Annotated in this window: 19 protein-coding genes and 1 pseudogene; 3 read left to right on the top strand and 17 right to left on the bottom strand. The window is 75.0% G+C overall.

What is annotated here, in order from left to right:
* Positions 1–88 precede the first annotated feature (88 nt).
* Together AB0424_RS25475 and AB0424_RS25470 are read left to right on the top strand one after the other, a co-directional pair.
* The gene (locus AB0424_RS25475; protein ID WP_366308855.1) at positions 89–1,279 is read left to right on the top strand and encodes a histidine kinase; all 1,191 of its coding nucleotides are present in this window, start codon (positions 89–91) and stop codon (positions 1,277–1,279) included.
* Positions 1,267–1,911, top strand: a complete 645-nt coding sequence (locus AB0424_RS25470; RefSeq protein WP_366308854.1) for a response regulator transcription factor — start codon at positions 1,267–1,269, stop codon at positions 1,909–1,911. The genes AB0424_RS25475 and AB0424_RS25470 overlap by 13 nt, the downstream gene beginning before the upstream one ends.
* A gap of 94 nt (positions 1,912–2,005) precedes the next feature.
* Here AB0424_RS25470 and AB0424_RS25465 read toward each other — a convergent pair whose 3' ends face one another.
* From AB0424_RS25465 to AB0424_RS25400, 14 genes are all read right to left on the bottom strand, one after another.
* Positions 2,006–4,564 carry an FtsX-like permease family protein gene (locus AB0424_RS25465; RefSeq protein WP_366308853.1) on the bottom strand — a complete coding sequence of 853 codons (2,559 nt, stop codon included), beginning with the start codon at positions 4,562–4,564 and terminating at the stop codon, positions 2,006–2,008.
* On the bottom strand, positions 4,561–5,337 hold the full coding sequence (locus tag AB0424_RS25460; RefSeq protein ID WP_366308852.1) for an ABC transporter ATP-binding protein: 777 nt from the start codon (positions 5,335–5,337) through the stop codon (positions 4,561–4,563). Before AB0424_RS25460 ends, AB0424_RS25465 begins: the two co-directional genes overlap by 4 nt.
* A 91-nt stretch (positions 5,338–5,428) precedes the next feature.
* Entirely contained in the window at positions 5,429–8,800 is a 3,372-nt protein-coding gene (gene tmk, locus AB0424_RS25455; RefSeq protein WP_366308851.1) for a dTMP kinase, read from the bottom strand.
* Between the two features lie 128 nt (positions 8,801–8,928).
* On the bottom strand, positions 8,929–11,769 hold the full coding sequence (gene topA, locus AB0424_RS25450) for a type I DNA topoisomerase (protein ID WP_366308850.1): 2,841 nt from the start codon (positions 11,767–11,769) through the stop codon (positions 8,929–8,931).
* 261 nt (positions 11,770–12,030) lie between these two features.
* Entirely contained in the window at positions 12,031–12,228 is a 198-nt protein-coding gene (locus AB0424_RS25445; RefSeq protein ID WP_366308849.1) for a hypothetical protein, read from the bottom strand.
* Positions 12,229–12,392: 164 nt separating this feature from the next.
* The gene (locus AB0424_RS25440) at positions 12,393–13,184 is read right to left on the bottom strand and encodes an ABC transporter permease (RefSeq protein WP_366308848.1); all 792 of its coding nucleotides are present in this window, start codon (positions 13,182–13,184) and stop codon (positions 12,393–12,395) included.
* Between the two features lie 14 nt (positions 13,185–13,198).
* Positions 13,199–13,972, bottom strand: a complete 774-nt coding sequence (locus AB0424_RS25435; protein ID WP_366308847.1) for an ABC transporter permease — start codon at positions 13,970–13,972, stop codon at positions 13,199–13,201.
* Positions 13,969–14,973 (bottom strand): ABC transporter ATP-binding protein, encoded by a 1,005-nt coding sequence (locus tag AB0424_RS25430; RefSeq protein WP_366308846.1) that lies wholly within the window; start codon positions 14,971–14,973, stop codon positions 13,969–13,971. The genes AB0424_RS25435 and AB0424_RS25430 overlap by 4 nt, the downstream gene beginning before the upstream one ends.
* 73 nt (positions 14,974–15,046) lie before the next feature.
* Complete coding sequence (locus AB0424_RS25425; RefSeq protein ID WP_366308845.1) at positions 15,047–16,051, bottom strand: helix-turn-helix domain-containing protein; 1,005 nt, start codon at positions 16,049–16,051, stop codon at positions 15,047–15,049.
* A complete protein-coding gene (locus AB0424_RS25420; protein WP_366308844.1) occupies positions 16,048–17,598 on the bottom strand; it encodes a methyltransferase in 1,551 nt (516 codons plus the stop codon). Before AB0424_RS25420 ends, AB0424_RS25425 begins: the two co-directional genes overlap by 4 nt.
* Positions 17,599–17,693: 95 nt before the next feature.
* A complete protein-coding gene (locus AB0424_RS25415; protein ID WP_366308843.1) occupies positions 17,694–18,380 on the bottom strand; it encodes a small secreted protein in 687 nt (228 codons plus the stop codon).
* Between the two features lie 161 nt (positions 18,381–18,541).
* Entirely contained in the window at positions 18,542–20,860 is a 2,319-nt protein-coding gene (locus AB0424_RS25410; RefSeq protein WP_366308842.1) for a sodium-translocating pyrophosphatase, read from the bottom strand.
* Between the two features lie 392 nt (positions 20,861–21,252).
* Positions 21,253–21,711 (bottom strand): ATP-binding protein, encoded by a 459-nt coding sequence (locus AB0424_RS25405; protein ID WP_366308841.1) that lies wholly within the window; start codon positions 21,709–21,711, stop codon positions 21,253–21,255.
* 16 nt (positions 21,712–21,727) lie between these two features.
* The gene (locus AB0424_RS25400) at positions 21,728–22,081 is read right to left on the bottom strand and encodes an STAS domain-containing protein (RefSeq protein WP_015034520.1); all 354 of its coding nucleotides are present in this window, start codon (positions 22,079–22,081) and stop codon (positions 21,728–21,730) included.
* A gap of 80 nt (positions 22,082–22,161) precedes the next feature.
* Between AB0424_RS25400 and AB0424_RS25395 the strand changes: the two genes are divergently transcribed.
* A complete protein-coding gene (locus AB0424_RS25395) occupies positions 22,162–24,732 on the top strand; it encodes a DEAD/DEAH box helicase (protein ID WP_366308840.1) in 2,571 nt (856 codons plus the stop codon).
* A gap of 40 nt (positions 24,733–24,772) precedes the next feature.
* Here the strand turns inward: AB0424_RS25395 and AB0424_RS25390 are convergent.
* The 3 genes and pseudogenes from AB0424_RS25390 to AB0424_RS25380 form a co-directional block, all read right to left on the bottom strand.
* Positions 24,773–25,183 (bottom strand): annotated as a pseudogene (locus tag AB0424_RS25390) (Rv3654c family TadE-like protein); the annotation flags it as partial.
* Positions 25,180–25,617 carry a TadE family type IV pilus minor pilin gene (locus tag AB0424_RS25385; RefSeq protein WP_366308955.1) on the bottom strand — a complete coding sequence of 146 codons (438 nt, stop codon included), beginning with the start codon at positions 25,615–25,617 and terminating at the stop codon, positions 25,180–25,182. The gene AB0424_RS25385 and the pseudogene AB0424_RS25390, both read right to left, overlap by 4 nt.
* Positions 25,618–25,627: 10 nt before the next feature.
* A complete protein-coding gene (locus AB0424_RS25380) occupies positions 25,628–25,834 on the bottom strand; it encodes a DUF4244 domain-containing protein (protein ID WP_366308839.1) in 207 nt (68 codons plus the stop codon).
* Between the last annotated feature and the right edge of the window lie 66 nt (positions 25,835–25,900).

Here is a 25,900-nt window from a genome sequence, read left to right as displayed (position 1 = left end):
TCGCCCGCGCACAGCGGTGCACGCCCCCCGGCCGATGGTGGAGCCTGCTCCACCGTGCCGCCTCGCGCCTCCCGCCTAACCTGGCCGCATGCGTGAAGCGATCAAGGACGCGGCCCGGGCGTGGTTCCGGCTCCTCATCGGGGCCGGGATCGCGGTCGTCTGCCTGCTGCTCGCGGGGCTGGTCCTCTTCACCGCCTTCCTCACCCTCACGGTGATCGGCGCGGGGGTGCTGCCCGAGAGCGTGCTGCTGCTGCGCCGGATCGCGGGGTGGGAACGGCGGCGCACGGGCGCGTGGACCGGGACGCCCGTCCCCGAGGCGTACCTGCCGCTCGACGGGCCCCTCCCCGCGCGCGTGCGGACGGCCGTCACCGACCCGGGGACGCGCCGGGACCTGCTCTGGGCGGCCGCGCAGGCGCTGTACGGCATGGCGCTGTGGTGCGTCTCGCTCGTGCTCGCGGTGTGCGCGCCGCTGGTCGACGGGGTGTGGACGGGGCTCGCGGGCCGCCGGCCGGTGGCCCTGCCGCTGCTCGGCCGCCTCGCCGACCTGGGGTGCGACTGGTCGCGCGCGCTGCTGACGCCCGCCCCCTCGGCCGCCCGGGACGCCGCGCTGGCCGCCCGCATCGAAGAGCTGACGGCCACCCGCGCGGGCGCGGTCGCCGCGCACGGCGCCGAGCTGCGCCGGATCGAACGCGACCTGCACGACGGGGCGCAGGCCCGTCTCGTGGCGCTCTCCATGCGGATCGGGCTGGCCCGGCGGGCGTACGAGTCCGATCCGGCGACGGCCCGCAGGCTCCTGGACGACGCCCAGACGCAGGCCGAGGAGGCGCTGGCCGAGCTGCGGCACGTGGTGCGCGGCATCCACCCGCCGATCCTGACCGACCGCGGTCTCACGGGCGCGGTGCGGGCGCTCGCCGCCGGCAGCGGCCTGGAGGTGGCGGTGACGGTCACGGGCCTGGAGGACCACGCCGCGGACGGTCCCGGTCCGCGCGCGCCCGCCGCCGTCGAGGCCGCCGCGTACTTCGTGGTCGCCGAGGCACTGACGAACGCCGCCAAGCACAGCGGGGCGGACCGAGCCTCCGTCGCCCTCGACCGCGAACGGGCCGCGCTGCGCGTGCGCGTGCGGGACGAGGGCCGGGGCGGTGCCGAGGACGGCGAGGGCGGCGGCTCGGGCCTGACGGGCATGCGCCGCAGGGTGGCCGCACTCGACGGAACCGTACGACTGACCAGCCCCGAAGGGGGCCCGACCGTGATCGAAGTGGAGCTTCCGTGCGTGTGGTGATCGCCGAGGACAACGCCCTCCTGAGGGAGGGCCTGGTGCTGCTGCTGACCTCCTCGGGCCATGAGGTCGCCGGGGTCGCGGCCACCGGGCCGGAGATCCTGCCGCTGCTCCTGGAGCACCGGCCGGACGTGGCCGTGCTCGACGTGCGGCTGCCGCCCGGCTTCCGCGACGAGGGGCTGCGGGCGGCGCTCGCGGCCCGTGCCCGGCTGCCGGACCTGCCGGTGCTGGTCCTGTCCCAGTACGTGGAGGAGACGTACGCGGCCGAGCTGCTGGGCGGCGGCGCGCGGGGCGTCGGCTATCTGCTGAAGGACCGGGTGGGACGGGTCGACGAGTTCCTGGACGCCCTGGAGCGCGTCGCCTCCGGGGGTACGGCCCTGGACCCGGAGGTCGTCACCGAGCTGCTGGCGCGCCGCCGCGACGATCCGCTGGAGTCCCTCACGCCCCGGGAGCGCGAGGTCCTGGAGCTGATGGCGCAGGGCCACGACAACGGCACGATCGCCCGCTCGATGGTGGTCACCGAGCGGGCCGTGCACAAGCACATCGGCAATGTCTTCGCGAAGCTCGGCCTGCCGCCGACCGACAGCGGCGGCCACCGCCGGGTGCTCGCCGTGCTCGCCTACCTCGACGCCTGACGGGGCCCCGGCGCAGGGGCTCGCCCGGCCCGACCCCCGACGGACCCCCGGCTCCGGGCTCGTCCCGTCGGCCTCCGGGACCCCGGCGCGGGGCTCATCGGCCCGCCCGCCTCGCCGAGGCGGGCAGGAACACCCCGGCGGCCACGGTGACCGCCACGGTCCCGGCGATCAGCCCCGCCTGCGCGGGTGCCAGGCCGGGCAGGCCGCCGGTGAGCGCCCAGGCGAAGGCGGTCAGCGGCAGGGCGGCCACCACGGTGCCGACGAGCAGGCCGGTGGCCGTCAGGAACCCGGCCTCCAGGCCGAGCATCCGGCGCAGCTGACCGGCCGAGGCGCCCACCTGGCGCAGCAGGGCCAGCTCGTCGCGCCGCCCGGCGCCGATGAGGCAGAGGGTGCTGAGGACGGAGAGGACGGTGAGTCCGCCGACGGCGCCGACGACGGCGGCCGACACGATCCCGTTCAGCTCGGCCCCGGGCAGCGCCACCTGTTCGGGGGCGACGACCGGGTGGCCCACCGCGCCCGTGTCCGACGCGGCCAGCACGCGCGCGGGGTACGGATCGCTCATGTGCGGGGCCAGTTCGCCCTTCGGCAGCAGGAACTCCCCCAGGGCGAGGGACCGTTCGTAGACCGCCACGACCCGCAGCCGCTTCGGGGTCCCGTCGCCGAGCCGGAGCTCCACGGTCGAACCGGGGTGCGCGTCGAGGGAGTCGGCCATGTCCGCGCCGACGGCGACCGTGCCCGGCCGGCCGAGTCCGGTCAGGTCGCCCTCGACGACGCCGGGGTCGAGCGTGCCCGCGAGGCCGGAGGGGTCCACGCCGAGGACGGGGAGCCGGTCGAGGCGCGGGGCACCGGCCTGCGTCCGGGCGACGACGACCGTGGAACGCAGCACGTCCGTGGCCGACTTCACGCCCGGCAGGCGCTGCACCCGCTCGGCCGTCGTGCCGGTGAACGCGAGGTCCGCGGTGGTCGCCGCCCGCGCCTGGGCCGCGGCGGCCCGCTCCATGGTCGTGCCCGCCGAGAGCTGCACCAGCGCGAAGGCGGTGACGAGGACGACGGGGACGAGCGCGGCGCCGAGACGGTGCGAGTGCGCGGTCGCGCCGGCGGCCGTGAGCCGTCCGGGCGCGCCGCCGAGCCACCGGAACGGCCGGTCGAGGACGGTCATCGCGGCCCGCGCGATCCACGGCCCGAGCAGCGCGCACCCGGCGACCAGCGTCACCGTGGCCGCTCCGGCGGCGGCACCGGCCGCCTCGCCGCCCTGGGCCGTGGCGGTGCCGGCCGCGGCCGCGCCGAGCACGAGCAGCGCGATCCCGGAGATCCGCCGGGCGGAGCTCTTCCCCGCGCGGCCGGGACGCCGGGTCGCCCCGAGGGCGACGATCCGGGCGAGCCCCACGACGATGGCGGCGACGGCCACGAGACCGGCGAACAGCCATGGAGGTAGGGGGAGTTCGAGGCCCTCGGGGACGGCTCCGGTACGGTCCCGCAGCGCCGACCACAGGGCCGGGAAGGCGGGGACGGTCACGAGGGCGCCGAGCAGCGCCGCCCCGCCCGCCACCCGGGTCACCTCCCGGCCGGCCGCGGACCGCACCTGACGGGGCGTCGCACCGGCCGCGAGCAGCAGGTCCCGTTCGTCGGCGCGCTGCCGCAGCGCCTGGGCGACGAGCGAGGCGAGGACGAGGACGGCGACGAGGACGACGGTCCCGGAGACCGCGGCGAGCAGGGGGAGGAGCTCGGAGCGGGCGGGCCGGGCGGCGAGGTGCTCGGCGTCGCCGCGGCCGTCGCCGGTGAACGCCCGGAGCGGCCGGCCCGCGGCGGTGTCCCGCAGACCCGCGGCGTCCAGGGCCTCCCGCACGCGCGCGTGGAGGGTGTCCGCGGAGACACCGGGCTCGGCCAGGACCCCGACGGCGTCCACGGTCCCCGGATGCCCGGCGAGCCTGCGCGCCTCCGGGGCGGTGAAGTAGAGCGCGGCCGGCCCGTCGGCCACGCCGACGACGGTGCGCCCGGCCACGACGTCCCCGACCCGGAGGGCGGACCCGCCCTGGAGGCCGGACCCGGCGCCGACGGCGGAGTCGCCGCCCCCGGCACCTGCACCTGCACCCGCACGCGCACGCGCACCTGCACTCGCATCACCGGCGTCGGCGCCGCGTCCGGCTCCCGCGACCACCTCGTCGGCCGCGCGCGGCTCCCGGCCGGCGACCAGCCGGTACGGGGCGAGCGCGGCGGCGTCCCAGGAGCGGCCGGTCCGGGTGCGGGCCCCGTCGGCCGCCGGCCCCGCCCCGTCGGCCCGCCCGTCCTCCCGTACGGCGAACGTGTCGTCCGGCACGGCGGCCCGGACGCCCGGGACCGCGCGGAGGACGTCGACGGCCGCACGCGGGACGGGCACCCGTTCGGTGAGGGCCGCCTTCTCCGTGGTGGGCTCGCCGCCCCACGGGGTGGCCGTCCAGCGGACCTCCTGGTCACCGGCGACGACGACGGGCGCGGCCGCGTACCGCTCCACGCGCGCGTGGCCGAGGGCGGTCGAACCGACCGCGAGGGCCAGGGTGCCGAGCAGGACGGAGGTGAGGGCGACGGCCGCGAAGACGGCCGCCCACGCCGTGCGGTGGGCGCGCAGCGACCGTGCGGCGAGGAGGGCCGCCGCCGGGTTCCCGAGCCGGCTCACCGCGCCACCGCCAGGGAGCGCCGGGCCCCGCCGCGGACGCCCAGGGCCTCGCGCACTCCGGCCTCGTCCGGGCGGTCGAGGCGGCCGACGAGCCGGCCGGAGTCCAGGAACACGGCCTCGTCCGTCCAGGCGGCGGCCACCGGGTCGTGGGTGACGAGGACGACGGTGCGCCCCCGCTCGTCGACGGCGCGGCGCAGCAGGGCGAGGACCCCGGAGGCGGTGACCGGGTCGAGGGCGGCGGTCGGCTCGTCGGCGAAGACGACCTCGGGCTCGTTGACGAGGGCGCGGGCGACGGCGACCCGCTGGCGCTGGCCGCCGGAGAGGTGCTCGGGAGCGTCCTCGGCCCGGTCGGCCAGCCCCACGGCGGCGAGGCCGTCGAGGGCCCGGGCGTCGAGCGCCCGGCCGCCGCGGGCCCCGGCGAGGAGCAGCGGGAGCGTGACGTTCTCACGGACGTTCAGGGCGGAGACGAGGTTGAGCGACTGGAAGACGAAGCCGATCCGGTCCCGCCGGAGCCGGGTGAGTCCGGCCGTCTTCAGCGTGGCGAGGTCCGTGCCCCCGATCCGTACCGTTCCGGCCGTCGGCCGTTCGAGTCCGGCCGCGCAGCGCAGCAGCGTGGACTTGCCGGAGCCGGACCGGCCCATCACCGCCACGAAGCGGCCGCGCGGCACGGTCAGGCTCACCCGGTCGAGCGCGGGGGCGCCGGCTCCGTACGTCCGGCTCACGCCGTCGAGGGCGAGGGCGGGCCCGCTCTCCGTCACTGCTGTCGTCGTCATGCCGACAACGCTAGGAAAGCGCAGGTCGCAGCGGTATGGGGCGGGCTGCCCGGTGGGGGGTGGAGCTGGCTACACCCCCCACCGGGGGAGATCAGCGGCGGCGGCCGTCGCCCTCGTCCTCGTGCGGGCCGAAGAGCTCGTCCGCGAGGGTCGGCAGATCGTCGAGCGGGGTCTCCTCCGCCCAGTCGGACCGGCGGCGGGGCCTGCCGTCCTCGTCGAGCTGGGGCAGCTCGCGGGTGCGGTCGTTGGCGCCGTCGGGCTCGTGGTCCACGGCGTTCCCGGCGGGCTCGTCGCGGAAGATGCCGGGCGGCACCCGGTCGGCGGGGTCGGACGCGCGGGCGCCGCGCGCGGGCCCGGAGTCCCGCACGGGGGGCAGGACCGCGGTCTCGTCGGCGTCCCGGGGCTCGCGGACCGTCGGCAGGACGGCCGTCGCGTCGACCTCGGGCCGCACGATCGGGGTGGCCACGGTGATCTCTTCGGGCGAGACGGCCGGGGCGTCCGGCTTCACGATCGGCGTCGCCACGGTGACCTCGTTCGCCGACGTGTCGGCGACGCGGGCCGCCCGGGCCGTCTCCTCGGCGGCCTTCCGCTCGGCCGCGGCCCGCTTCTCGGCGGCGGTCTTCGCGGCGACGGCCTTCTCGGCGGCGACGCGCTCCTGCTCGGCCGCGGCCTTCTCGGCGGCGGCCTTGGCCTGGGCCGCCTTCTGCTTGGCCGCCTGGGTGGCGGCGGCCCGCTGGGCGGCGGCCTGCTCCGCCGCGGCCCGTTCGGCTGCGGCCTTCTCCGCGGCGGCCTTGGCGGCTGCCGCGGCGGCGACCTGCTCGGCGGCGGCCTTCGCCGCTGCCTCCTCGGCGGCCTTGGCGGCTGCGGCGGCCTCGGCCATCCGGCGGGCCTCCTCGGCGCGGAGCAGGGCCTCCTCGGCCTTGCGCTGCTTCTCCAGGCGGCGTTCCTCGGCCTCGGCGCGCAGCCGGGCCTCCTCCTCGGCCTCCCGGCGGAGCCGCTCCTGCTCCTCCTGGCGGGCCTTCTCCTCGGCCGCGAGTCGCTTGCGCTCCTCCTCGGCCGCGATGCGGGCCTCCTCGGCCCGGCGGCGGGCCTCCTCCGCCTGGCGCTCGGCCTCCAGACGGCGCGCCTCTTCCTCCTCGCGCCGCTTGCGCTCCTCCTCCTCGGCGCGGAGCTTGGCGAGCTGGGCCTGCCGCTCGCGCTCCAGGCGCTCCTCCTCGGCCTTGCGGGCGGCCTCTTCCTCGGCCTGGCGCCGGGCCTCCTCCTCGGCCTTGCGGCGCGCCTCCTCGGCGGCCTTCACCTCGGCCTCGGAGAGGGGCAGCATCCGGTCGAGCCGGTGGCGGACGACGGTGGTGACGGCCTCGGGCTCCTGGCCGGCGTCGACCACGAGGTAGCGGCCGGGGTCGGCGGCGGCGAGCGCGAGGAAGCCGGCGCGCACGCGCGCGTGGAACTCGGGCGGCTCGGACTCCAGGCGGTCGGGCGCCTCGGTGAACCGTTCCCTCGCGGTCTCCGGGGAGACGTCGAGCACGACGGTCAGGTGCGGGACGAGCCCGCTCGTCGCCCAGCGCGAGATGCGGGCGATCTCGGTCGGGGAGAGGTCGCGGCCCGCGCCCTGGTAGGCGACGGACGAGTCGATGTACCGGTCGGAGAGGACGATCGCGCCCCGCTCCAGGGCCGGCCGGACGAGGGAGTCGACGTGCTCGGCGCGGTCGGCCGCGTACAGCAGGGCCTCGGCGCGGTTGGAGAGCCCCGCCGACGAGACGTCGAGGAGGATCGAGCGGAGCCGCTTGCCGATCGGGGTGGCGCCGGGCTCGCGGGTGACGACGACCTCGTGCCCCTTGGCGCGGATCCACTCGGCGAGCGCCTCGACCTGGGTCGACTTGCCGGCCCCGTCGCCGCCCTCCAGGGCGATGAAGAAGCCGGTCGCGGAGGGCGCCTGGGCCGGGTCGGAGCCGCGGAGCGCGTCGCGCAGGTCGCGGCGGAGCGGGACGCCGGCGCGGTCGTCGGTCCGGGCGAGGACGAGTGCGGCGACCGGCAGCAGCAGCGCGCCGACGAGGACGAGCGTGAAGGCCGCCCCGCCGTGCGCGAAGACGAACTCGCCGGAGGCGAGGCGGTGCGGGCCGATCGCGGCGGCCAGCAGCGGGGCGGCGAGCGCGCCGATGCCGATGCCGACGCGGGCGGTGGCCTGGAGGTGTTCGGTGGTCCGCGCCCGGCGGGGCTCCTCGGCCTCCTGGTCGACGAGGTGGTGGCCGGTGTTCGCGGCGACTCCGGCGGCGTATCCGGCGAGGACGGCGAGGAACAGCACGGTCGCCGTGTCGGGCACCAGGCCCATGGCGATGAGGGCCACGCCGGTGACGGCGGTCGCGAGGGCGAGCAGCCGGCGCCGGGACAGGACGGGCAGGACGGAGCCCGCGGTGCGGATGCCGACGGCGGTGGCGCCGCTGAGCGCCAGGATCACGAGGGCGTACGTGACGGGTCCGCCGCCGAGGTCGTACGCGTGGAGGACGGCGACGGACGCGGCGGCGGCGATGGCGCCGGCGACGGTGGCGCAGGTCAGGACGAGCAGCTGCAGGGCGCCGGTCCGGCCCTTGTCGGGGACGGGCTTCCCGTCCTCCGCGGCGCCCTTGGCGGTCGTCGGCCGGCGCAGGCCCTCCAGGGGCGAACGGGGCCGGGGCGTCTCCCCGCCGGGCAGCGCCATCGCGTACACGACGGTGACGGAGGCGGCGAAGAGCCCGGCGGCGACGTACGAGCCGAGGGCGGCCTGGTGCAGCGAGAACCAGTCGATTCCGGCACCGAGCAGGTTGCCGACGAGGGTCGCGACGAGCAGGGCCGCGGCCGCGGCCGGGACGGCGAGGAAGGCGGTGCGCTGGGACAGCCGGCGCAGGGCGCCGAGGTGGTCGGGGAGCGGCCGGACGGCGGCGCCCTCCAGCGGCGGGGCGGGCAGCAGCGCGGGCGCGGCGCCCTCGCGGCCGATGGTCCAGAGCCGTTCGGCCGCGCCGGTGACGAAGACGGTGCCGAGGAGGTACCAGAGGGCCGCGTCGGGGGTCCAGTCGATCCACAGGGGCGCGGCGACGAGCAGCGCGATCCGGACACCGTCGGCGCCGATCATGGTCCAGCGCCGGTCGAGCGCGCCGCCGGGTCCGGTGAGCGCGGTCAGCGGTCCGAGGAGGACGGCGCCGAAGACGACGGAGGCCAGCAGCCGTGCGCCGACGACGGCGGCCACGGCGAAGGCGGCGCCCCGGTAGCCGCCCCCGAGCGCGCCGGCGGCGACGGCCGCCTGCAGCCCGAGGAGGACGAGGACCAGGAAGGCGAGGACGTCGCCGGTACCGCCGAGCGCGTGCGCGCTCCACAGCCTGCGCAGGGGCTGATGGCGCAAGAGGGCGCTGACGGCGCGCTCCCGGGAATCCGCGACGAGGGCGGCGTCGGAATCTTCGCCGGCGCGGTCTGGCTGCTCTGCTCGCGTCATCCGTCCACCCTATCCGGACGGCCTCCCTCGCCGCGGCCCCCGCCCGAACAACAGGACGAGGCTGTGACGGTACGGCGACGGGGGCGGAGACACCCGGTCTCCGCCCCCGTCGTCCGCGCGGTGCGGTACTACTCCGGCTTGGCCGCCGCCGTCTTCTTGGCGGTGGTCGTCTTCTTCGCCGTCGTGGTCTTCTTCGCGGCCGTCTTCTTGGCGGTGGTGGTCTTCTTCGCCGCCGTCTTCGTGGCCGTCTTCTTCGCGGTCGCCTTCTTGGCCGGGGCCTTCTTGGCGGCCTTCTTCGCCGGCCCCTTGGCCCGCTTCTCCGCCAGCAGCTCGTAGCCGCGCTCGGGCGTGATCGTCTCCACGCTGTCGTCGGTGCGCAGGGTGGCGTTGGTCTCGCCGTCCGTCACGTACGGGCCGAAGCGGCCGTCCTTGACGACGACGGGCTTCTCGCTGACGGGGTCGGTGCCCAGCTCCTTCAGCGGCGGCTTGGCCGCGGCGCGGCCCCGCTGCTTCGGCTGGGCGTAGATCGCGAGCGCCTCTTCGAGCGTGATGGTGAAGAGCTGCTCCTCGTCGGTGAGCGACCGCGAGTCCGTGCCCTTCTTCAGGTACGGGCCGTAGCGGCCGTTCTGCGCGGTGATCTCGACGCCCTCGGCGTCCGCGCCGACGACCCGCGGCAGCGACATCAGCCGGAGCGCGTCGTCCAGGGTGACGGTGTCGAGGGCCATCGACTTGAAGAGGGAGGCGGTCCGCGGCTTCACCGCGTTCTTGCCGGTCTTCGGGGTGCCCTCGGGCAGGATCTCGGTGACGTACGGGCCGTAGCGGCCGTCCTTCGCGACGATCTGGTTGCCGCTGACCGGGTCGGTGCCCAGCTCGAAGTCGCCGCTGGGCTTGGCCAGCAGCTCCTCGGCGTGTTCGACGGTCAGCTCGTCGGGCGCCAGGTCGGCCGACACGTCGGCCTTCTGGTAGCCCTCCTGGTCCTTCTCGCCGCGCTCGATGTACGGGCCGTACTTGCCGACGCGGAGCATGATGCCGTTGCCGACGGGGAACGAGGAGATCTCGCGGGCGTCGATGGCGCCGAGGTCGGTGACGAGCTCCTTGAGGCCGCCGAGGTGGTCGCCGTCGCCGTTCCCGGCGTCCGCGGCGCCGCCGGAGGCGCCCGCGCCGGAGCCGTCGCCCTCACCGAAGTAGAAGCGCTTCAGCCACGGCACGGACTGGGCCTCGCCCCGCGCGATGCGGTCGAGGTCGTCCTCCATCCGGGCGGTGAAGTCGTAGTCGACGAGCCGGCCGAAGTGCTTCTCCAGCAGGTTGACGACGGCGAAGCTCAGGAAGGACGGCACGAGGGCCGTGCCCTTCTTGAAGACGTAGCCGCGGTCGAGGATGGTCCCGATGATCGACGCGTACGTCGACGGGCGGCCGATCTCGCGCTCTTCGAGCTCCTTGACCAGCGATGCCTCGGTGTACCGGGCCGGGGGCTTGGTCGCGTGGCCGTCGGCGGTGATCTCCTCGGCGGAGAGCGCGTCGCCCTCGGCGACCTGCGGCAGGCGCCGCTCGCGGTCGTCGAGCTCGGCGTTCGGGTCGTCGGCCCCCTCCACGTACGCCTTCATGAAGCCGTGGAAGGTGATCGTCTTGCCGGACGCGCTGAACTCGGCGTCGCGGCCGTCGGCGGCCCGGCCGCCGATCTTCACGGTGACCGAGTTGCCGGTGGCGTCCTTCATCTGGGAGGCGACGGTCCGCTTCCAGATCAGCTCGTAGAGGCGGAACTGGTCACCGGTTAGACCGGTCTCCGCGGGGGTGCGGAAACGATCACCCGAAGGACGGATCGCCTCGTGCGCCTCCTGGGCGTTCTTGACCTTGCCCGCGTAGACGCGCGGCTTCTCCGGCAGGTAGTCGGCGCCGTACAGCTGCGTGACCTGCGCCCGGGCCGCCGCGACGGCGGTGTCCGAGAGGATCGTGGAGTCCGTACGCATGTAGGTGATGAAGCCGTTCTCGTACAGCTTCTGCGCCACCTGCATGGTCGCCTTCGCACCGAAGCCCAGCTTGCGGCTCGCCTCCTGCTGGAGGGTGGTGGTGCGGAAGGGCGCGTACGGCGAACGGCGGTACGGCTTGGACTCGACCGAGCGCACGGCGAACGCGGTGTCGGCGAGCGCGGCGGCCAGGGCCCGCGCGTTCGCCTCGTCCAGGTGGAGCACGCTCTCGGACTTCAGCCGGCCGTCGGCGCCGAAGTCACGGCCCTGTGCGACGCGCTTGCCGTCGACCGACGCCAGGCGCGCGACCAGCGACGACGGGTCGGAGGCGTCGCCGGAGCGGCCGGTGCCGAAGGTGCCGGTGAGGTCCCAGTACGAGGCGGAGCGGAAGGCGATGCGCTCGCGCTCGCGCTCGACGACGAGGCGGGTGGCGACGGACTGCACGCGCCCGGCGGAGAGCCGCGGCATGACCTTCTTCCACAGGACCGGCGAGACCTCGTAGCCGTACAGGCGGTCGAGGATGCGGCGGGTCTCCTGGGCGTCGACCATGCGCTGGTTCAGCTCGCGCGGGTTGGCGACGGCCTCGCGGATCGCGTCCTTGGTGATCTCGTGGAAGACCATCCGGTGGACGGGGACCTTGGGCTTGAGGACTTCCTGGAGGTGCCACGCGATGGCCTCGCCCTCGCGGTCCTCATCGGTGGCGAGGAAGAGTTCGTCGGACTCCGCGAGGAGCTCCTTGAGCTTCCTGACCTGCGCCTTCTTGTCGGCGTTGACGACGTAGATGGGCTGGAAGTCGTGCTCGACGTCGACCCCGAGGCGGCGCACCTCGCCGGTGTACTTCTCCGGTACCTCGGCGGCGCCGCTGGGGAGGTCGCGGATGTGCCCGACGCTCGCCTCGACGACGTAGCCGGGGCCGAGGTAGCCCTTGATCGTCTTCGCCTTGGCAGGCGACTCGACGATGACGAGTCGGCGGCCGCCGGGTGCGGTCTCGCTGGTCGGGGACAACTTCGCTCTTCTCTCCGGGGTCGACACTCTCTGGCACGTACGGCACTGGCACGCACGACAGCGGCACGGACGGTGACGCTCCCGTCGCTGCGGAGTGTGACGGTACAACCCGCCCCCGTGTCAAACGGCGAAAGCCCGCAACGGCCACTCGAACGGTAACCCGAGTCCTGGCATTCCTGCCGCCCGGACTCCCGGACGGGCGGGGCGGGCATTCGGGCAGGTGCCGTCGCCGGAGGGGGCGCGGGCGGGGCCCGGAAGGGGTCAGAGGCGCCCGAAGCACCAGAGCCCGAGGGCCAGGAAGACGACGCCGGACAGGCCCGTCAGTGCGACCGCCGCGCGCGGCGCGACCCCGTACACCACGGGTTCACGGTGCAGCGAGCGCACGGTGGTCCACAGCAGCAGCGCGCCTCCGAACAGCGTGAACGCCGCCCCCGCGAAGATCGCCGGCCCGCTCTCCATGCCCGTACCCCGTTCCGTCCCCGTGCGGTGTTCGTCTCCCGGGCCGAGGCTGGCACCTCCGGGCGTCGTGGGCACGAACTCCGGGTGAACGCAGCGGGGCGCCCCGGAGGGTGTCACGAAGATGGCCGGTAGTGACCCATTCCTCACCCCTTCCCCCCCTCCCGTCACATCGTGTCGAGCGTGGCGCGGCGCCGGCTGCCGCGCTCGAAGAGCCCCAGGAGGGCGACGGCGAGGACTCCCCAGCCGGCGCCCACCGCCAGCTCGGCCCCCAGCAGCGCGCCGTCCAGGCCGGTCCCCGCGGTCAGCCCGCGCGCCGCGTCCGCCGCGTGGGTGAGCGGCAGCACCTCGCCGGCGGTCCGCATCCACTCCGGCAGCGTCTCCCGGGGGACGGCGGCGCCCGTCAGGAGGAGCAGCCCGGAACTCGCCACGTTGGAGACGAGGAACACATCGCGGAAGCGGAGCCCGAGCGCGCCGAGCGCGAGCCCGAAGGCCGAGCAGGCGCCCGCCGCGACGAGCAGCACCAGGCCGAGGCCGGGCAGCGCCCCCGCGGGCACCGGCAGGCCGAGGAGCAGCGCGGCGGCGGTGAGCACGAACGCGCTGACGAACAGGCCGTTGAGGACGTACGGCAGGGCGCGGCCGAGCCACAGCGGCACCCGGTGGCGGGGCGAGAGCAGCACGGCGCCGAGGGTGCCGTACCGGCGCTCGTTGGCGACGGCCATCGTGCCGCCGTAGACGCAGGAGGCGGAAGCCGCGAGGACGGCGTTCCCGACGAGGTGGAAGCGGTCGTCGGCGACACCCAGCTCGCGGCCGAGGAAGACGAAGAAGAACACCTGGAGGAGCGGCCCGACCAGCAGGGTTCCGACGAACATCGGCGGGGTGGTCCAGTTGAACAGCGCCCGGTAGGAGATCGCCCCGCCGACGACGACGAGCCGGGCGGTGCCGAGGAAACGGAACATGGCTCTCTGGCCTTTCAGGTGAGGGCGAGGGTGGCCGCGGCGCGCGCCCGGCGCTCCACCCGGCCGAGGACGAGGACGGCGGCCAGCGCGTATCCGGCGCCGAGCCCGGCGGCCGCCAGCAGCGGCACGACCACCTCGCCGCCGGAGGTCGCCGCGTGCACGGCCCGCGCGCCCCAGGTCGTGGGCAGCGCCCAGGAGACCGGGCGGGTCCAGACGGGCAGCACCGTCACGGGCACGAGCAGGCCGGACAGCAGCCAGACGGGGGTGTCGAGCGGGTTGGCCAGCGCGTTGGCGTTGCGCAACAGGACGAACGCGGCGGCGAGCAGCAGCCCCGTCATGCCCAGCGCCAGGACGCAGACCGGGACCGCGACGAGGAAGAGCACCGGGTGCACGAAGTCGAGCGGCACGTCGAAGAGGAGGACGCCCCACAGGATCGTCGCCCCCATCGCGTACGTGCCGATGACGGCGGTCGCCAGGGTGATGGGGAGCAGTACGAGCGCGAGCGGGGTCGGCGCCACGACGAGGGTCTCCAGGGTGCCGAGCCAGCGCTGGTTCTGCACCGCGCCGCCCGAGCCGAAGAGCACCGACCCCCAGATGCCCATGAGTCCGGCCCCGACGGAGGCGGTGAGCAGCCGGTCCGGGTCGCCGGCGGCGCGGAACAGGTAGACGGCCAGGGTCGCGTAGACCAGCGGGACCAGGACGGCGAAGGTGATCTCCAGCGGAGAGCGCGACATGTACGCGACGTGGGTGCGCACCCCGACCAGCAGCAGCCGTGGGACGCGCCTCACGCCGCCGCCCCCTCGGCCGCGATGGTCCCCGCCGTCTCCTCCACGATCGCGATGTAGGCGTCCTCCAGGGAGGGTTCGCGGCTCGTGACCCGCCCGATCCGGACGCCGTCGAGCGCCTCCAGCACGGGTCCGTGCAGGTCGGCGGCGCCGCGCCCGGTCTGCACGGTCACGGTCTGGAGCGCGCCTCGGTCCTCGGCCGAGACGCCCCGCACCCCGGGCACCCGGCGCACCCGGTCGAGCCGCTCCTCGTCGACGCCGTACGCCTCGATCTCCAGCACGTCCCGCTCCCGCACGAGGGACTTGAGGCTGCCGGGGGTGCCGAGGGCGCGGACGCGGCCGCCCGCGATGACGGCGATCCGGTCGCAGAGCTCGTCGGCCTCGGCCATGTAGTGGGTGGTGAGCAGCACGGTGGTGCCGGCCGCGGCGAGGTCGGCGACGGTGCGCCGCAGGTCGCGGGCGGCGACGGGGTCGACGCCGATGGACGGCTCGTCGAGGAAGAGGACGTCGGGGCGGTGCAGCAGGCCGCGGGCGATGTGGAGGCGCTGCCGCATGCCGCGCGAGTACCCCTCGACCCGCTCCCGCTCGCGCCCCGAGAGGCCGACCAGGTCGAGGAGTTCGGCGATGCGCCGCTTCTGGTCGCGGGCCGCGACGCCGTACAGCTCGGCGAAGTAGCGGAGGTTGTCGAGCGCGGAGAGCCGGTCGTAGAGGCCGCGGTCGCCGCCGAAGACGTACCCGATCCTGCGGCGTACGGCGACGGGGTCGCGGGCCACGTCGTGGCCGAACACCCGGGCCGTGCCGGAGGTCGGCAGCAGCAGGGTGTTGAGCATCTTGATGGTGGTGGTCTTGCCGGCGCCGTTGGGCCCGAGCAGCCCGAACAGCTCCCCGGGCGCCACCTCGAAGGTGACCCCGCGCACGGCCTCGGTCTCGGTGCGCCGGGGCCTCGGCCATCCGGTCCTGCTGGTGTAGGTGCGGCGCAGCGCGTCCGCCTCGATTGCGAGCATGGGGCGGACGGTAGGAGCCGGCGGGAGGGCGGGGCCAACGATTCGGGGGCTCCCGAATCGTCGGCCCGCGGCCTCACGCGACGGCGCCGAGCACGTCCTGCCCCGTGAGCAGGGCGAGCAGCGAGCGTCCGGTGTCGGTGAGTTGGTAGTAGACCGAGCGGCCGACGCGGTGCCGGGTGACCACCCCGGCCTCGGAGAGCACCGACAGGTGCTCGGAGACCGTGCTGGGCGCGAGGCCGAGCCGGTCGGCGAGGCCGGCCGTGGTCAGGGGGCCGCCCAGTTCGCGCAGGACGGCCGCCCGGCCGCGGCCGAGCATCAGCCCGAGCCGGTCCTCGGCGACGGGCTCGGGGGGTTCGCGCAGCGCGGCGGCGCCCCTGGCCTGGAAGCTGAGCGCGAAGACCTCGGGGTCGTCCGTCGAGTACAGCCGGCAGCCCTCGGCGAAGACCAGCGGGACGAGGACCAGGCGCCGCTCCCCCGGCGCGTACACCGCGTCGACGTGCTTGGTCAGTTCGAGTACGGGCGGCTGCCACCGCCCCCGGCTCTCCAGGCCGGCGAACAGCGCGTCGACGCCCTCGGTCGCGAACGTCCGGGCGCGGACGAGCACTTCGTCCTCGACGAGCCGCCGCATGGTCGGCCAGTACGGCTCGATCGCCCCTTCCCAGTAGGCCGCGTACGCGTCGGCGAGCGCCGCGCAGGCCGCCTCCGGGTCCTCCAGGTAGGGCCGCAGGAAGGGCGCGTCGGCCATGCCGGGGTAGCAGGCGGCCACCTGCTCGCGCACGAACACCGGGTCGGTGGACCGCAGGGCGGCCAGTTCCTCGTGGACGTGGACGGTGCCGAACGGCCGCGGCAGCAGGAAGTCGGAGACGTCGTAGCGCCCCTGGGCGAACAGGTCCCACAGCGGCCGCAGCCGGTCGTCCTCGCGCCACACCTCGCGCGCCTGCCCCACCCACTCCCGGTACGGCCAGGACGGGTGGCGCCAGGGCAGCGCGAGGTGCATCGAGCAGAACGCGTCGCGCAGGGGGCTGACCGCGATCCGGGTCGCCCCCAGCGATGCCTCGTCCAGCTCGATCCGTATCAAGCGCCCTGCTCCCCGGGGCCTTCCGCGCCGGCCGGGAGGAGGAAGCCCTCCTCGACGAGCAGCCGGATCGCCTGCGGGGTGCGGTCGCGCAGGACGACCGGGTCCTCTCCCATCAGCTGACCGATCGCGTCGAGGATGCGGCCGGCGCTGAGGGTGCCGTCGCAGACGCCGGCGAACCCGGCGCCGACGTGGTCGACCTTGGTGGCGCGGCGCATCCCGCGGTTCTGCCGGAGCACGACGTGCTCGGGGTCCTCGGCGCCCGGCAGCCCGACCTGCTCCTGCATCACCTCGGGCGCGAGCGTGAACCGGTCGGCGAGGAGCGCCGCGTCGTCGCGGGTGCGCAGGTAGTCCTGGCGCTCGAAGTGGGCGCGCACGGTGGGGCCGAGGGGCTGCTCCACCGGGTGCGGCCACTCCTCGATCAGGATCGCCGGCTCGACCGCCCCGGAGGCCACGGCGTCGTTCCGCCGGATCGTGATCCAGCCGAAGCCCACCGCGCGCGTCCCGCGCGCCTCGAACTCGTCGAGCCAGCGGCCGTACGCCACCCGGTACGCGTCCGGGTCCCCGCGGTGGTCGCCGCTGTCCCGCAGCCAGAGCTCGGTGTACTGGGTGACGTCCTGGACCTCGCGCTGGACGATCCAGGCGTCGCAGCCGCGCGGCACCCAGGACCGCAGCCGCTCCTGCCAGTCCTCGCCCTCCACGTGCTGCCAGTTGGCGAGGAACTGGGCGTATCCGCCGTCGTTGAGCCGCTCGCCCGCCTGCTGCACCAGCGTGCGGCACAGGTCGTCGCCGCCCATCCCGCCGTCCCGGTAGGTGAGCCGGGCGCCGGGGGAGATGACGAACGGCGGGTTGGAGACGACCAGGTCGTACGTGTCGCCGTCGACGGGCTCGAAGAGCGAACCGGTCAGCAGCTCGGCCTCGCGGGCCCCGGAGAGGGCCAGCGTGAGCCGGGTGAAGTCCAGGGCGCGCGGGTTGAGGTCGGTGGCGGTGACCAGGGTCGCGTGCTGGGCGGCGTGCAGCGCCTGGATGCCGGAGCCGGTGCCGAGGTCGAGCGCGGAGGAGACCGCCGTGCGGACCGTGATGCCGGCGAGCGTGGTGGAGGCGCCGCCGACGCCGAGGACCACGCCCTCGTCCTTCTTCCCGATGCCGCCGGCCCCGCCGACGGCGCAGCCCAGGTCGGAGACGATGAACCAGTCCTCGCCGTCCGGGCCGCCGTAGGGCCGGATGTCGACGGTGGCGAGGACGTCGTCGTCCTCGCGGACCACCCAGCCGTCGTCGAGGGCCTCGTCGAGCGGGAGCGCCGCGGCGGCGGCCCCGTGCCCGACGGGACGCTGGAGCAGGAAGAGGCGGACGAGGACCTCCAGCGGCGAGTCGCCGCGGGTGGCGCGCAGGGCCGGGACGGTCTCGCTGCGGGCGAGCGCCGAGTAGGCGGGTGCGCCGAGCAGGTCGAGGAGTCCGTCGGCGGTGAAGCCGGCGGCGAGCAGCGCCTCGCGCAGACGGGCGGCGTGCGCGGGCACCGGGAGGCGGGGGGGCAGGCTGGTCGTACTCACCGCTCCATTGTGACCGCCGCCACCGGCATCCGGGCCGCCGACCCGGCGGCGGGCGGGCGACCGCCGCCGCCACCGGGCCCGCGGGGCCCCGATTCCTACTCCGTGGTCTTCTTGGTCGGCTTGGGGGTGGCCTTCTTCGCCGGGTCCGTGGCGCCGGAGTCCGTGCCCGCCGTGTCCGCGCCCTGGTCCGACGCGTCGGAGCCGGAGTTCGGGGAGGCGGTGCTCTTCGGCGGGACCGAGGCGGTCGGCTTCTGGCAGCCGGGCTGCTTGGCCATCGCCTGGCCGAGTTCGCCCTCCTCCAGCTTGGACAGGGCGTTCTGGTCCATCTTCTCGATCTTGGTGAGCCCGTCGGCGACGCTCTGGAGGCCGTCGGCGAACTTCTGCTGGTTCGTCGGGTCCAGCGCGTCGACCTGCTTCTTGAGCCCCTCGTAGGCCACCGCGGTGGCGTTGAGCTCCTTGATCGCGTCCTGCTGGACCTTCTCGCCGTTCTCGACGGGCGGGGCGCCGGCGGCCTCGACGGCCTTGGCGAGCGCCCGGTCGGCGTCGGCGATGTCCTGGAACGCCTTCGAGTCGGCGGTCTGGATCTCGGCCGGCTTGCTGTCCGCCGCGGTCGAGATGATGATCTGGTGGGCGTCGGCGCGCTTCTGGATCTGGGGCTTGGCCTGGTCGCAGAAGGTCTTCGCCCAGTCACCCACCTTGTCGCCCTCGTCGTCGCTGCAACCGGACAGCGCGAGCACCAGTACCGCGCCGCCGGACAGTGCGGCCGCAAGCTTCTTGTTCAACGGATCGGTCCCTTCCAAGGCTCTCGGCCCCGGAACATACACGCCGAACGGGCTACTTCCACCTTTCGTGCGACTGATTCGTCCGATATTGCAACCTTTTGAACCAAGCGATATGCGACACGATCGTCTTCGAAACGCCCGGGAATGAGACGGACGCCACGTCAGGAGACGGCCACGGAACGCCTCTTGGAGACCCGCACCGCGGCGACGACCACGGTCACCGCGACCACCGCGACCGCCGCCCGCACACCGGCGTTCGCGTCGTCGCCGTAACCGAACTGCACGACCGCCGGCGCGATCAGCAGCGCCACCAGGTTCATCACCTTCAGGAGCGGGTTGATCGCCGGTCCCGCCGTGTCCTTGAACGGGTCGCCGACCGTGTCCCCGATGACCGTCGCCTCGTGCGCCTCGCTGCCCTTGCCGCCGTGGTTGCCGTCCTCGACCAGCTTCTTCGCGTTGTCCCAGGCACCGCCGGAGTTGGCCAGGAAGACCGCCATCAGCGCCCCCGCGCCGATCGCACCGGCCAAGTACGAGCCCAGCGGACCGACGCCGAGCGTGAAGCCGACCGCGATCGGGGCCATCACCGCGAGCAACCCGGGCGTGGCGAGCTCGCGCAGCGCGTCCTTGGTGCAGATGTCGACGACCCGCCCGTACTCCGGCTTCTCGGTGAAGTCCATGATCCCGGGATGCTCGCGGAACTGCCGCCGCACCTCGTGGACCACCGCCCCCGCCGACCGCGAGACGGCGTTGATCGCGAGCCCCGAGAAGAGGAAGACCACCGCCGCGCCGAGGATCAGCCCGAAGAGGTTGTTGGGCTGCGAGATGTCCATCGAGAGCGTCAGCGCGTCCGCCGTGCCGATCCGCCCGCCGACGTCGGCGACCGAGGTCGCGATGGTGTCCCGGTACGAGCCGAAGAGCGCCGAGGCGGCCAGGACGGCCGTCGCGATGGCGATGCCCTTGGTGATGGCCTTCGTCGTGTTGCCGACCGCGTCGAGTTCGGTGAGGACCCGCGCGCCCGCGCCCTCGACCTCCCCGGACATCTCCGCGATGCCCTGCGCGTTGTCGGCGACCGGGCCGAAGGTGTCCATGGCGACGATCACGCCGACGGTGGTGAGCAGGCCCGTCCCGGCGAGCGCGACCGCGAACAGCGCCAGCATGATCGAGGCGCCGCCGAGCAGGAACGCCCCGTAGACGGTGAGCCCGATGAGCAGGGCCGTGTAGACCGCGGACTCCATGCCGAGCGCCACGCCCGCGAGGACGACCGTGGCGGGCCCGGTGAGGGAGGACTTCCCGATGTCCCGCACCGGCCGCCGGCTCGTCTCCGTGAAGTAGCCGGTGAGCTGCTGGATGAGCGCGGCGAGGACGATCCCCAGGGCGACCGCGACCAGCGCGAGGACCCGCGGATCGCCGTCGTGACCGCGGATGCCGGGCTCGGTGACGCCTTCGAGGGCCGCGTACGAGGACGGGAGGTAGGCGAAGGCCGCGACGGCGACCAGGACGAGCGAGACCACCGCCGAGACGAGGAACCCCCGGTTGATCGCGCTCATGCCGCTGCGGTCGGCGCGCCGCGGCGAGACCGCCAGGATGCCGATCACCGCCGTGACCACGCCGATCGCCGGAACCATCAGGGGGAAGGCGAGGCCGTCGTCGCCGAAGGCCGCCATCCCGAGGATCAGCGCGGCGACCAGGGTCACGGCGTACGACTCGAACAGGTCGGCCGCCATGCCCGCGCAGTCGCCGACGTTGTCGCCCACGTTGTCGGCGATGGTGGCGGCGTTGCGCGGGTCGTCCTCCGGGATGCCCTGCTCGACCTTGCCGACCAGGTCGGCGCCGACGTCGGCCGCCTTGGTGAAGATCCCGCCGCCCACCCTCATGAACATGGCGACGAGCGCGGCTCCCAGACCGAAACCCTCCAGGACCTTCGGCGCGTCGGCGCCGTAGACGAGGACCACGCACGACGCCCCCAGCAGCCCGAGGCCGACGGTGCACATGCCCACGACCCCGCCCGTACGGAACGCGATCCGGGTGGCCTTGTGCGCGATCTCCGTCAGGTCCTTCTCCGGCACGCCCGGCGCGGGGGCGGCCTCCCGGGCCGCCGCGGCGACCCGCACGTTCGCCCGGACGGCCAGCCGCATGCCGATGTAGCCGGTGGTCGCCGAGAAGAGCGCCCCCACCAGGAAGAACAGGGAGCGGCCGGCCCGCTGCGACCAGTCGTCCGCGGGCAGCAGCATCAGCAGCAGGAACACGGCGACGGCGAAGACCGCCACGGTCCGCAGCTGCCGGGCCAGATAGGCGTTGGCGCCCTCCTGCACGGCGCCCGCGATCTCCCGCATCCGCTCGGTCCCCTGCCCTGCCGCGAGCACCTGGCGGACGAGGAGCCGTGCGACGACCAGCGCGGTGAGGGCGACGGCGGCGACGACGATCACGATCGTCCGGTTCCCGCTCGTGAGCACCGCGGCGGCGAGGGTGGTGGGGTACATGGGGACGGATCATAGGGAGACGAACCCCCTCATTCGGGGACCCGGCGAAGCCCCCCGCGCGGATGCACCAATCCGACACCGACGCACGGCGGCGGTGGGACGCGGCGGCCGGGTCCTTCGGCATGTGGGGTGGCCACGAAGCCCGAGCACGGCGCCGACGGGGCGGCCACGGAGCCCGAGCACGGTGTCGACGGGGAGGGGCGGCCACGGAGCCCGAGCCGCGGGGCCGACAGGGGCGGGGCGCGCCGAGGCCGACACCGGAGGGGCGTCGCGGGACGCACAAGAGAAGCCGCACAAGAGAAGAGGCCCCGCGATGCGGGGCCTCTTCTCACAGGACAACCGGTGCTCTCACCCGTACGGCCCGTCTCACACGCTCGGCCGCGGCCTCCGCGTCAGGACAGGACGTCCGCCGGACTCACCGGCCAGCTCATCCGGATGGTGCCGCCGTCCTGGCCGGCACTCACCTCGACGTCGTCGACGAGCCCGCGGATCACCGCGAGCCCCATCTCGTCCTCGCCGTCGGCGTCGTCGAAGTCCTCGGCCGGAGCCGCGGCCCGTGCGCCGGGGACACCGGCGGCATCGGCCGCCGCCACCCCCGCGCCCGGCACCTCGTCGCCGACCGCGATGGAGAACGTCTTCTCCTCCTCGGTCAGCACGACCCGGATGGGGGTCGTGACGCCGTTGCTGCGGTGCAGCCCGACCGCGCGGGAACATGCCTCACCGACGGCGAGACGCACCTCGTCGAGGACCGCCTCGTCCACGCCCGCCCGGCGCGCCACGGCGGCCGCCACCAGGCGGGCCGTGCGGACGTGCTCGGGCTGAGCGCTGAAGCGGAGTTCAACGGTGGCCATGCGAACCCCCTTGGGCTCAGTCGACGGCGTTGACGGCCTCGTCGACCGAGGTGTGGATCGGGAACACCTTGGTGAGGCCCGTGATCCGGAAAATCTTGAGAATGCGCTCCTGGTTGCAGACGAGGCGCAGCGATCCCTCGTGCGCGCGGACGCGCTTCAGGCCACCGACGAGCACACCGAGGCCGGTGGAGTCGAGAAAGTCCACGCCCTCCATGTCCACGACCAGGTGGTAGCTGCCGTCGTTCACCAACTCGACCAACTGCTCGCGCAGCTTGGGCGCGGTATACACATCAATCTCGCCACCGACCTCGACGACCGTACGGTCGCCACCAGCGCCGGACACATTGCGAGTCGACAGGGACAGGTCCACGGATCCTCCAGCACCTTGCTATCGGGCGATCGCCCCCTCGGGCCTCCCGGGCGGAGCCAGGGAACTGATCGCCAGCCGCGATGGCATTCAATCACTTACCAGCAGCCATGCACGACGCCTTGGAAGCATTGTCCGTCATGGCAGTGACACACTCGGTGCCGATGGCCAAGAATCAGCGCCCCAGTCGACCGGCCGGGGACACGGGCAGTCGCCCCTCCCCCGGCGTGGTCCTCGACCGGCTCGCCGCGGGCGGGAGCCGGTCTTCGCGCATCACCCATACGGAGCACATGCCCGCCCGGGAGGGTCGTCATGCCGTCTGGCCGCACCGCATCCGTCCGGAGGTGATCGCGGCGATCACCGAGGCCGGGATCGAGCACCCCTGGGCGCATCAGGCGGAGGCCGCCGAGCACGCCCTGGACGGCGAATCCGTGGTGATCGCGACGGGAACGGCCTCGGGCAAGTCGCTCGCCTACCTCGCCCCGGTCCTCACGACCCTCCTGGACGGCTCCGAGGCCCCGAACGGACGCGGGGCCACCGCGCTCTACCTCTCGCCCACCAAGGCCCTCGCCGCCGACCAGCGGCGCGCCGTGCGGGAGCTGGCCGCCCCGCTCGGCAACCGGATCCGCCCCGCCGTCTACGACGGCGACACCCCGGTCGAGGAACGCGAGTGGGTCCGCCAGTACGCGAACTACGTGCTGACCAACCCCGACATGCTCCACCGGGGCATACTCCCCTCCCACCCCAGGTGGGCCTCCTTCCTGCGCGCCCTGCGCTACGTCGTGATCGACGAGTGCCACACCTACCGGGGCGTCTTCGGCTCCCACGTCGCCCAGGTGCTGCGCCGCCTGCGCCGGATCTGCGCCCGGTACGGCTCCGAACCCGTCTTCCTCCTCGCCTCCGCCACCTCGGCCGAGCCCGCGCGCGCCGCAGCCCGCCTCACCGGGCTTCCGGTCACCGAGGTCTCCGACGACGCCTCCCCGCGCGGCGAGCTGGTCTTCGCCCTCTGGGAGCCGCCGCTCACGGAGCTGCACGGCGAGCGCGGCGCGCCGGTGCGGCGCACCGCCACCGCCGAGACGGCGGACCTGCTCACGGACCTCACCCGCCAGGGCGTCCGCTCGGTCGCCTTCGTCCGCTCCCGGCGCGGCGCCGAGCTGATCTCGGTGATCGCCCAGGAGCGGCTGGCCGAGACCGACCGCGCGCTGGCCCGCCGGGTCGCCGCCTACCGGGGCGGCTACCTGCCCGAGGAGCGGCGGGCCCTGGAGCAGGCCCTCCACTCCGGCGAGCTCCTCGGCCTGGCCGCCACGACCGCCCTGGAGCTGGGCGTCGACGTCTCGGGCCTGGACGCCGTCCTGATCGCCGGCTACCCGGGCACCCGGGCCTCCCTGTGGCAGCAGGCCGGCCGCGCCGGCCGATCGGGCGAGGGGGCCCTGGCCGTCCTGATCGCCCGCGACGACCCGCTGGACACCTTCCTGGTCCACCACCCGGAGGCCATCTTCGAACAACCGGTCGAATCGACCGTGCTGGACCCCGACAACCCCTACGTCCTCGCCCCCCATCTGTGCGCCGCCGCGGCCGAGCTGCCCCTGACCGAGCCGGACCTGGCCCTCTTCGGCCCCGCCGCCCCCGGCCTGCTGCCCCAGCTCGAAGGGGCCGGGCTGCTGCGCCGCCGTTCCACCGGCTGGTACTGGACCCGCCGCGAGCACGCCGCCGACCTCACCGACATCCGGGGCGGCGGCGGGAGCCCCGTGCGGATCGTCGAGTCCGGCACCGGCCGGCTGCTCGGCACGGTCGACGAGGCCGCCTCCCACAGCGCCGTCCACGAGGGCGCCGTCCACCTCCACCAGGGCCGCACCTACCTGGTGCGGGAGCTCGACCTCAAGGACTCCGTGGCCCTCGTCGAGGAGGCCGTCCCGCCCTACTCGACCACCGCCCGCGACACCACCTCCATCGCCGTCCTGGACACCGAGACCGAGATCCCCTGGGGAGCCGGCCGCCTCTGCTTCGGCTCCGTCGAGGTCACCAACCAGGTCGTCTCCTTCCTGCGCCGACGGCTGATCACCGGCGAGGTCCTCGGCGAGACCAAGCTCGACCTGCCGCCCCGCACCCTGCGCACCCGGGCCGTGTGGTGGACGGTCACCGAGGACCAGCTCGACGCCGCCCGGATCACCCCGGAGATCCTCGGGGGCGCCCTGCACGCCGCCGAGCACGCCTCCATCGGCATGCTCCCGCTCTTCGCCACCTGCGACCGCTGGGACATCGGCGGTGTCTCCGTCCCGCTCCACCCGGACACCCTGCTGCCCACCGTCTTCGTGTACGACGGCCACCCGGGCGGCGCGGGCTTCGCCGAGCGCGCCTTCCACACGGCCCGCGCCTGGCTCACCGCCACCCGCGAGGCCATCGCCTCCTGCGAGTGCGACGCGGGCTGCCCCTCCTGCATCCAGTCCCCCAAGTGCGGCAACGGCAACGACCCCCTCCACAAGCGCGGCGCCGTCCGTCTCCTCACCGAACTCCTCCGCCCGACCCCGCCGACACCGGAAACCCCGGAGGCGGCGAGGCGGGAAGCTCCGGGAGCCCCGCCGGCCCCCGGAGCCCCGGTGACCCCGACGGGCCCGGAAGCACCAGCGGCGCCGACGGGCCCGCCCTCGACCTGACCATCGGCCGGTAGGGGCCCCGCACGACCCGGGCGGTCACCTCCACGACCTCGCCGCGCAACGCGCACCCCGCCAGCTCGGCGCCCTGCGCCGCCGCCACCCGGGTGGCGGCGGCGCACGCCTCGGCCTCGCCCCACAGGGCACGGTCCGCCGCCGCGAGGGCGGCCAGGTCGGCCGCGCCCCCGGCCCGGTGCCGGGCCGCGACCGCCTGCCCGAGCGCAAGCACCGCCCCGAACACCACACACAGCGCACACGCCCCGAACGCCGCCCAGACGGTCGCAGCACCCCGATCCCGGCCTCGGTCTCGGTCCCGACCTGGGGCTCGGCCCCGGCCTGGGGCTCGGTCCCGGCCTGGGTCTCGGTCCCGCCCTCGCTCTCGGTCCCGCCCTCGGTCTCGTCTCCCGTCAGGGCCGACGGCTTCCCCTCGCGACCGCGGACCGCCCGCCGTCACTCGGCACCTCCGACACCCGGAGGCTCGCCGGCTTGAGCCGGACCGGCCTGAGGCGGACCGGCCTGAGGCGGACCGGCCGGAGGGACGTCCTCAGGAGGCGCGTCCTCAGGGGGCGCGCCGAGGGTGTCCTCGGCGAGGGCGGCCGCGCCGGCCCGCAGGGTGATGCCCATGCCCCCGGGGCCGGGGGCGGCGACCTCGACCGCCACGCGCCACAGGTCGCCGTCGCGCGTCACCGAGACCCGGGAGCCCTCGGGCGCGGCGGCCCGGGCGGCCGCCTCGGCGGAAGCCGGGGGTTCCGAGCGGGCCGCCGCCCGCGCTCCGGCCCGCGCCGCGTCCACGCAGCGGATCTGCGCGGCGGCCGCGGCGAGGGCCCAGAGCAGGGTCACCGTGAACACCGCGAGGACCGGCAGGACCATCGCCGCCTCGACGGTCACGAAACCCCGGTCAGAACGGCGCATCGAGGGCCTTGCCGATCATCGACTCCAGGGCTCCCGAGACCGTCTCGCTGGTCACGATCTTGTAGAGCACCGCGGCGAAGGCCGCTGCGGCGATCGTCCCGATCGCGTACTCGGACGTGGTCATTCCCTCGTCGCGGCGCGGCGCCGCCCGTCGTGCCCGCCACCATTCGCCCAGCCACACCTTGATCGTCATGTCGACCTCCTCGTCCTTCCCGTGTCCCTGTCTCGTCCTGCCGTGCTCTGTCGTGCTCTGTCGCGC

The organism is Streptomyces sp. NPDC051180 (assembly GCF_040689545.1).
Taxonomy (GTDB): domain Bacteria; phylum Actinomycetota; class Actinomycetes; order Streptomycetales; family Streptomycetaceae; genus Streptomyces.
The sequence above is the reverse complement of the archived record's forward strand: the minus strand, read 5'-3'. Positions and strand labels throughout refer to the sequence as shown.

Coding starts and splice junctions, on each gene's coding strand:
- AB0424_RS25475 (WP_366308855.1), top strand. CDS start 89: ATGCGTGAAGCGATCAAGGACGCGGCCCGGGCGTGGTTCCGGCTCCTC.
- AB0424_RS25460 (WP_366308852.1), bottom strand. CDS start 5,337: ATGACGACGACAGCAGTGACGGAGAGCGGGCCCGCCCTCGCCCTCGAC.
- tmk (WP_366308851.1), bottom strand. CDS start 8,800: ATGACGCGAGCAGAGCAGCCAGACCGCGCCGGCGAAGATTCCGACGCC.
- AB0424_RS25445 (WP_366308849.1), bottom strand. CDS start 12,228: ATGGAGAGCGGGCCGGCGATCTTCGCGGGGGCGGCGTTCACGCTGTTC.
- AB0424_RS25440 (WP_366308848.1), bottom strand. CDS start 13,184: ATGTTCCGTTTCCTCGGCACCGCCCGGCTCGTCGTCGTCGGCGGGGCG.
- AB0424_RS25430 (WP_366308846.1), bottom strand. CDS start 14,973: ATGCTCGCAATCGAGGCGGACGCGCTGCGCCGCACCTACACCAGCAGG.
- AB0424_RS25410 (WP_366308842.1), bottom strand. CDS start 20,860: ATGTACCCCACCACCCTCGCCGCCGCGGTGCTCACGAGCGGGAACCGG.
- AB0424_RS25405 (WP_366308841.1), bottom strand. CDS start 21,711: ATGGCCACCGTTGAACTCCGCTTCAGCGCTCAGCCCGAGCACGTCCGC.
- AB0424_RS25395 (WP_366308840.1), top strand. CDS start 22,162: ATGGCATTCAATCACTTACCAGCAGCCATGCACGACGCCTTGGAAGCA.
- AB0424_RS25380 (WP_366308839.1), bottom strand. CDS start 25,834: ATGACGATCAAGGTGTGGCTGGGCGAATGGTGGCGGGCACGACGGGCG.